General features: G+C 45.6%; 7 protein-coding genes and 1 pseudogene. 2 read left to right on the top strand and 6 right to left on the bottom strand.

Annotated features, from left to right (window positions below; genetic code table 11):
* Window positions 1-75 precede the first annotated feature (75 nt).
* The 3 genes from LAY57_RS16630 to LAY57_RS16620 all read right to left on the bottom strand — a co-directional run bounded on the left by LAY57_RS16630 (window position 76) and on the right by LAY57_RS16620 (window position 3,170).
* The gene (locus LAY57_RS16630; RefSeq protein WP_249067903.1) at window positions 76-1,455 is read right to left on the bottom strand and encodes a sensor histidine kinase; all 1,380 of its coding nucleotides are present in this window, start codon (window positions 1,453-1,455) and stop codon (window positions 76-78) included.
* Window positions 1,456-1,675: 220 nt separating this feature from the next.
* Window positions 1,676-2,128: a hypothetical protein gene (locus LAY57_RS16625; protein WP_249067902.1), complete on the bottom strand. Its 453-nt coding sequence runs from the start codon at window positions 2,126-2,128 to the stop codon at window positions 1,676-1,678.
* A 631-nt stretch (window positions 2,129-2,759) separates the two neighbouring features.
* On the bottom strand, window positions 2,760-3,170 hold the full coding sequence (locus tag LAY57_RS16620) for a hypothetical protein (protein ID WP_249067901.1): 411 nt from the start codon (window positions 3,168-3,170) through the stop codon (window positions 2,760-2,762).
* A 318-nt stretch (window positions 3,171-3,488) separates the two neighbouring features.
* Here LAY57_RS16620 and LAY57_RS16615 point away from each other — a divergent pair.
* Window positions 3,489-3,584 (top strand): annotated as a pseudogene (locus LAY57_RS16615) (Uma2 family endonuclease); the annotation flags it as partial.
* A gap of 24 nt (window positions 3,585-3,608) precedes the next feature.
* On the opposite strand, the gene LAY57_RS16610 reads toward LAY57_RS16615, so the two are convergent.
* From LAY57_RS16610 to LAY57_RS16600, 3 genes are read right to left on the bottom strand one after another with little or no spacing between them, the layout of a single operon-like run.
* A complete protein-coding gene (locus LAY57_RS16610; protein ID WP_249067900.1) occupies window positions 3,609-3,908 on the bottom strand; it encodes a hypothetical protein in 300 nt (99 codons plus the stop codon).
* Between the two features lie 37 nt (window positions 3,909-3,945).
* Window positions 3,946-4,401: a DUF29 domain-containing protein gene (locus LAY57_RS16605; protein ID WP_249067899.1), complete on the bottom strand. Its 456-nt coding sequence runs from the start codon at window positions 4,399-4,401 to the stop codon at window positions 3,946-3,948.
* A 51-nt stretch (window positions 4,402-4,452) separates the two neighbouring features.
* Entirely contained in the window at window positions 4,453-5,211 is a 759-nt protein-coding gene (locus LAY57_RS16600; protein ID WP_249067898.1) for a phytanoyl-CoA dioxygenase family protein, read from the bottom strand.
* A 408-nt stretch (window positions 5,212-5,619) separates the two neighbouring features.
* On the opposite strand from LAY57_RS16600, the gene LAY57_RS16595 reads away from it, so the two are divergent.
* Complete coding sequence (locus LAY57_RS16595) at window positions 5,620-6,369, top strand: WecB/TagA/CpsF family glycosyltransferase (protein WP_249067897.1); 750 nt, start codon at window positions 5,620-5,622, stop codon at window positions 6,367-6,369.
* The last annotated feature ends 59 nt before the right edge of the window (window positions 6,370-6,428 follow it).

The raw sequence follows: 6,428 nt of genomic DNA, 5'->3' as shown, positions 1-6,428 counted from the left end.
CTTCCCTCTTCCCTCTTCCCTCTTCCCTCTTCCCTCTTCCCTCTTCCCTCTTCCCTCTTCCCTCTTCCCTCTTCCCTAAGATGTTTCCACTCGGTACTGCGGTAGAGTGATAGTAACAATTGTGCCTTGATTTAGGGTGCTTTCGATGCGAATATGACCGTGGTGATTTTCTACAATAGCAGCTGCGATCGCTAACCCCAATCCCGACCCAGTTGCCGTACCGCGAGTGCGTGCCGGATCGACTCGATAGAAGCGATCGAATATGTGAGGTAAGGCGTCTTCTGGAATACCGATACCAGTATCCGTAACTTTGACTTGCAGTTGGGGATGGTTGCTTCGGCGTATAATTCTTTGCAATTCCACGTCAACTTTACCCTCTGTCGGTGTGTATTGCAGGGCGTTACCAATTAAATTTGTAAACAGACGCGCCAGCCGATCCCAATCTCCCTGAAGCGTAAAAAAGTCTTCTTCTGTCTCCTCAAAAGTGCTGCTTGATGCAGTCACCACATCCAAAGAAAGCTCGATCCCTTTTTCTGAAGCAACCAGCTGCTGTTCTTCTATAACTTCAATTAATAAGGCGTCGAGTGGACAGAGTGAAAAGCTCGGCTGTAGAATGCCGCTATCCTGTCTGGCCAGAAACAGCAAGTCGTCTACCAAACGCCCCAGCCGCTTGGTTAGCCGTTCTACTACTTTCAACTGCTGTCGGTGTTGTTCAGACGATCGATCCGGATCTGCCAATGCTACCTGTACATTGGTTTGAATCATGGCAATTGGACTTCTGAGTTCGTGAGAAGCGTCAGATGTGAATTGCTTGAGGCGTTGGTAGGACTCGCGTACAGGTTCCATTGCCAAACCGGAAAGCAACCAGCCGATCGCAGCAACCGAAATCACCATTACACTGATACCTAAGCTGAGATCGAGTATCAGCTGGCGGCTTGGTTTTGTCACTTCAAACCAGGGATGACTGACGCGCAAATATCCCAGTACTTGCCGCCCCATTTGCACTCTTTCTGTTACCTGTCGCAAGAGGGTGGGAACTCTTGACTGGGCTACCTTTTCCCTCACCCTCTGGTTCTCTGTTCCTCTAAAAACTCGGACTGTTTCACCCGTGCGATTGGCGTGAATGGGGACATTGAGCGGTGTCAAGAAAGTTGACCACAGCAATTCGCCGGTGGGACTGAACCACTCTAGATCGATGCGATCGTCCTCTACGGTATCCTCATTGTCTCGAAAACTGGCTTCTATGTTAACGCGGTATTTGCGATCGGCTGCTCCGGCTGAGTCTATGACGAGCGATCGCACCACCACTTCCACGACATGATTGAGAGTATCATCAACCCGCTCAATTAAAGTGCTGCGGACATATAAATAAACACCAGTCGCAAACACCAGCAGCAACACCGCCGTAACAGCGGTGTACCAAATAGCAAGACGGCGGCGAGTAGCTTGAAACACGATCGAAACTTAAACAGCTCGGTAAATATTTATATCCTCAGCACGATCTGTGACCGTGCTTTTTTATCCCTGTAGGGGCGAAGCATTTCGTCAAAGATATTTGGGTTCAACCAACAAATTATTCACGGAATGCTTCGCCTATTTATGCCAGTGCAGAGTATAGCACCTTTTTCATTACCGAGCCAATTATTTTTTTAATTTTGAATTAGCAATGAGGTTTTCATGACTCATTGTCCGCCCAACTAAAATCAAACTCTACGGGCCTACCCTTAACTTCCTCATAACAAATTCGGGGCGGATAGCCAGGGGTAAATATGCAAACAGAAGCCAGACAATAAGCTCGATCTGAGTGACACATAATCAGTACTCCTTCAGATTCAGGATCGTATTGTTTGACAATTTCTTCGACCCCAAATAGCTTAATTAATGGCTCGTTTTGAAGGATTATTAGCATCGGCAACTCAACTTCTTGTTCAAAGTCACTTCGATCCTCCAAGTTGACGAATACCACACAGCGACCCTTTTCTATCCATCCTTTCCAAGCCAAAGCACCCAGGATAATATGTCTCGATTCCACTAAAAGTTCTCCACAAATTTCGAGTCCCAGCTTCACTTGTTCTTCAAAGGAATCTAATTGCAAATCTCGCTCTACGCGATTATATTTATAGTTCATAAACCCTCGTAATTAAGCCTTAGTAAACCACAACGATAGAAAAGCTTTTTTCCTTAATTTTAAAGGAAATCAGCTTGCATCAATGCTCCATGCGGGCAGCCAAAAGTACCTGAAAGACGAGTGATGCCTTGAGAATGTTATCTCTAACATACTGTGAATGAAAATATGGTGAATCTGTCTGAAGTGACAAATATAGCTAGGGACTAGGAGCTAGGGGTTAAGGGCTAGGGGCTAGGGTAAAAAGGTTCTATATCAAGGGTTTGGTGGAATTAAGAATGTCCTAACCGCCCTGGCGGTTGCTATACCAAATCATACTAAGGAGGTGTATCAACCACGGCTAGAACACCGATTCAGTAATTCTTGGTGGTGCGTTTTTAGCTTGTAGGGGCGTTCGCTCCTACGAATACTGAATTAGTGTTCTAGAGCGCCAATTCAGTATTCGCGATAGAGATGATAAACTGGGTTTCTTTGTTTGCCAAGGTGGATATTTCGTTGCTCTAACCCACATATTGCAGGTTTTTGGCATTACTGAATTGGTCATTGGTCTTTGGTAGATTTCGCCCTACATGGCGGAATATGTACCAAAAACTAATGACCAACTTAATCAAAACTTTTCCTCTTACTTAAGGAGTTATGAAGCTCCACGAACGTTTGGCACAGTTGTCGGACGCACGGGAGGGGCCGCAGCACCATAAGTGACTCGGCAACCAATATTAAAGATGCTGGAGCCGCATTCAAGTGGCACTACTTCTCCTCGGAGCATGGCGCTACAGCTAACATAACCATCACTGTTAGTGTCCTCGATCATACATTCAATCGGTGCCGCACCTGCACGCTCTGACCAACTGCTCATACCCATACCTGCAACCATGTGCGCCCAAAAGAAATTTAGCAGAAAAAAGCCAACAAAAATGGAAACAAGCGCAGTAGCAATTAACCCTGCTTTGATTTTCCAACTGGAAAAATAATTTTTGAAATTAGCTGCAAGATTAGGCTGTACAGCCGGAGATTCAGTTGTTTTTTGTTCTTGTGTTTCAGACATGGGAGTAATTCTCTAAAATTCATTCAGAACAATTTATGGGGTCTTAGGAGTCCTATCAACCTGTTACGATCGTAATCGATCGATCGCAGGTCGGTCGGTAGAGGGGAATACCTCGATAGAATGACTATCCAGCCAGCCCTCTCTTTCTCTGGGGGCGACTTTGAGCGTAATTCCCCCTGTTTCCAAGCGCTAGCCGCCAGCAGACCCCCAGCAATGCGTAGTTTGTTGCATATCGGGTTGCCGTTCAAGTTCATGCTCCGAAACAACCTCCTGTGGCTTCGTTAAGCGCCTTGGCCTTGATTGTAGAATAGCTAAGGCATTGATGGTCAAATTATCCAGAAACCTATGCCACAAGGAAAACACAGCGTAATTCAAGGTGAATTCGTTGCTGTGAGCAATGCAGTGCTGAAGCCTTGACCAATTCTTACACTCCATACTCTATCCCCTCACTGTTGCTAAATCAGTATTTTGAAGCGATTCCACCGCAATATCTTCCTGTTGGGAATACCGAGCGAATAACTCACTCAGCGCTTCTTCGCCAGCAATCTCTCCATGACTGATAAACTTCTCCACTTCTATCGACCCATCACTTAAAAATTCAACTTCCCAACGTGACCCAGGTACAGCGACATTTATCATAATTGCTTCATCACGATGATGTGCCAAAGTGTAACTTATTTTTTCTTGTTCGAGTTTGTTTAAGAACGTCAGTAACTTATCAAAAATCTGGGTTGTCATTTATCAAATCTCCCGTCACTCAACAATTTGCGATCGCTCATTCCGGCAAAAACTGTGAGTCTAGAACTTCTGCGGAAGTATAAGGACATAATTGCGGAAAAGTCTCTTCTGACAGTCCAGTTTCAGCACTCGCCTGTTCAACCGCATCCGAATAGCATTCAGCAAACACTTCCTCAAAATACGGTTTAAAACTGGGGGAATCCTTCAGAGCTTCCCGAATCCGTCTGCGATGTTCAACAATGCTACCTTTCCAGCTACCGCTTCTCAATTCAGGTTGATATTGCCACTTGAGCAAGTGCATCAAGATAATGATAAGATTACTTTCTAGACTCCTGCGTTCACTCCGCCCCATGTCTTCTATTTCCTCAATCAGATTTTCCCAGTCGATGTTTGAATAATCATGAACTCGCAACTTTTCTAATGTGGTTTTAATCCATTTCAGGTAGTCCGTATCATACAAACTCTTGCTGTTAGCGTCTACTTCTGTCTTCATAACTATTTCCTCTCAAGATTTCCAACTGGTTGACGAAAGACTTCCACCCGACTAGGAACCATACCATTCTAAACCGTCTGGTAGTTCTTCAGCAACAAATTCGATGTGGATGACACGGCGATGCCGAGGATTTCTTGCAGGTTGGGAAGCATGAACTAGCAAGGGTCTCATCGCCAGCACTCCACCGTCAGAAACGGGACAAGTAAGAGTGTTGACTTTCAAACTTTGGATGATTTCAGGTTTTAAAGATCCCCGCTTATGCGAATTAGGAATAACTTGTAAAGGTGCGTTGTCCGCAAAAGTATTATCCAGATGAATGCGTAATGTTAGCATTCTTTCCAAAATAGAAATGGGAGGTTGGACGTGGTGAATGCCGTCTTTAATCGACCAGGCTTTAAAATCTGGTATATTAATACGTTTTTTTACTGCAATAGTCATATCCTGATGCCAGGAAACACCCCAATTAGCTTGTGGGTTTTTGTCGAAAAAGATACCCCGCACGGGAAAAGCTTTTTTACCGAGGATTGGTTCGACAAGATTGCGAATAGGAACTTCCGAACAGAGTTGTCGCACCATCGGAATCGCTTCCAATAGGCGACGCATGGCATAACTTTTGGCATCACTACGCTGGATTGCAGATTGCAAAGAGTTTTTTAACGCCGCGATTTGGTTAGTGCCAATAACTCCTTCGACTATGCTAAATCCATACTGTTCTATTGCCTGACGATATGTGATTGGGGATACGTCTGTTGTCTCACGGTGAGTATTGGTGACATATTGCACAAGATCAACGTAGTCCGCGATCGTCATTTTCCTATACCTACAACAACATTTTGATAATTTTTCACAATTTTAATCCAAAATCCAGTCATTCTATCCTGAACTTTAACAACTTTTGTGTATAACAGAAGTAGGTAGAAATAAGCAGTTAAATTATTTGTCAAAAGAAACTGCTTAGTAGGCGATCTATATGTCTAATCGCTACAACAATAACAAATCTCCCTTTGTCTGAATTGTCTACTCAAAGGTCAAAATTAACGGTAAAGTGCAGTTGATGCCGCTGGAGCTTTATGCTGATGGTTCGATCGGACCATCTGTTCGATCGCTACTTAAGCGGAAAACGTCCGAAAAAACTGTTGAGTAGGATCTTTCTTGAGAAGTACACAGAAACACTGTGTCGAGGTAAACTATCCAGCATAGATGTGGTGATGTGAGGTTGTGCAAAAACAGGTTATAACTCAGACGCCCCAACCGTTTTCAGTACTGGGACTTCCGGTACATCTGTTGGAGGACTATTCAGGTTGGCTGCTCTCGCGGTTGCACGAACAACTGGGCGGTCATGTGGTGACCCTTAATGCTGAGATGAGCATACAGGCAGAGCGTAACGCTTCTTTGGCTAGTGCGATTCACCAGGCGGATCTGGTTATACCCGATGGCTCTGGAGTGGTACTATATTTGTTGTTCCAAGGCAAGCGGGTGCAGCGTTGTCCGGGGATTGAACTGGCAGAGTCTCTGTTGTGGCAAGCTGGGCAGTTGGGGAAGTCGTGGCCGGTGTTTTTCTATGGCGGCGCACCTGGGGTAGCCCAGGCGGCGGCAGAGGTGTGGCGGCGGCGAGTGACTGGATTGACTTTAGCAGGTTCGCAACATGGCTATCTCTCTCCTGGGGAAGAAGAAGAACTGCTACAAACTCTCAAGGATCTACAACCCCGCCTGATTTTTGTCGGTTTGGGCGTGCCGCGTCAAGAGTTGTGGATTGCCGAACATCGCCACCTCTGCCCTCAAGCTGCTTGGATTGGTGTTGGCGGCAGTTTCGATATCTGGGCTGGGATCAAGTGTCGCGCCCCAGCTTGGTTCCGAAATAATCATTTGGAGTGGTTGTATCGTTTGTATCAGGAACCTTGGCGCTGGCGGCGGATGTTGGCTTTACCGCAGTTTGTTTGGCGAGCTTTGCTGACGAGTTTGGCTTGAATAGGAATTACGCATTTGATTTGGCACGACAGATGTAGGGGCAATTCATGAATTGCCCC

Origin of the sequence: Argonema antarcticum A004/B2, from assembly GCF_023333585.1 — a bacterium.
Classification (GTDB): Bacteria; Cyanobacteriota; Cyanobacteriia; order Cyanobacteriales; family Aerosakkonemataceae; genus Argonema; species Argonema antarcticum.
This window is presented reverse-complemented; position numbering and strand designations above follow the sequence as displayed.

Bases quoted from the DNA above. Each gene is read 5' to 3' on its own strand.
- LAY57_RS16625 (WP_249067902.1), bottom strand. From the start codon at position 2,128: ATGAACTATAAATATAATCGCGTAGAGCGAGATTTGCAATTAGATTCC.
- LAY57_RS16620 (WP_249067901.1), bottom strand. From the start codon at position 3,170: ATGTCTGAAACACAAGAACAAAAAACAACTGAATCTCCGGCTGTACAG.
- LAY57_RS16610 (WP_249067900.1), bottom strand. From the start codon at position 3,908: ATGACAACCCAGATTTTTGATAAGTTACTGACGTTCTTAAACAAACTC.
- LAY57_RS16605 (WP_249067899.1), bottom strand. From the start codon at position 4,401: ATGAAGACAGAAGTAGACGCTAACAGCAAGAGTTTGTATGATACGGAC.
- LAY57_RS16600 (WP_249067898.1), bottom strand. From the start codon at position 5,211: ATGACGATCGCGGACTACGTTGATCTTGTGCAATATGTCACCAATACT.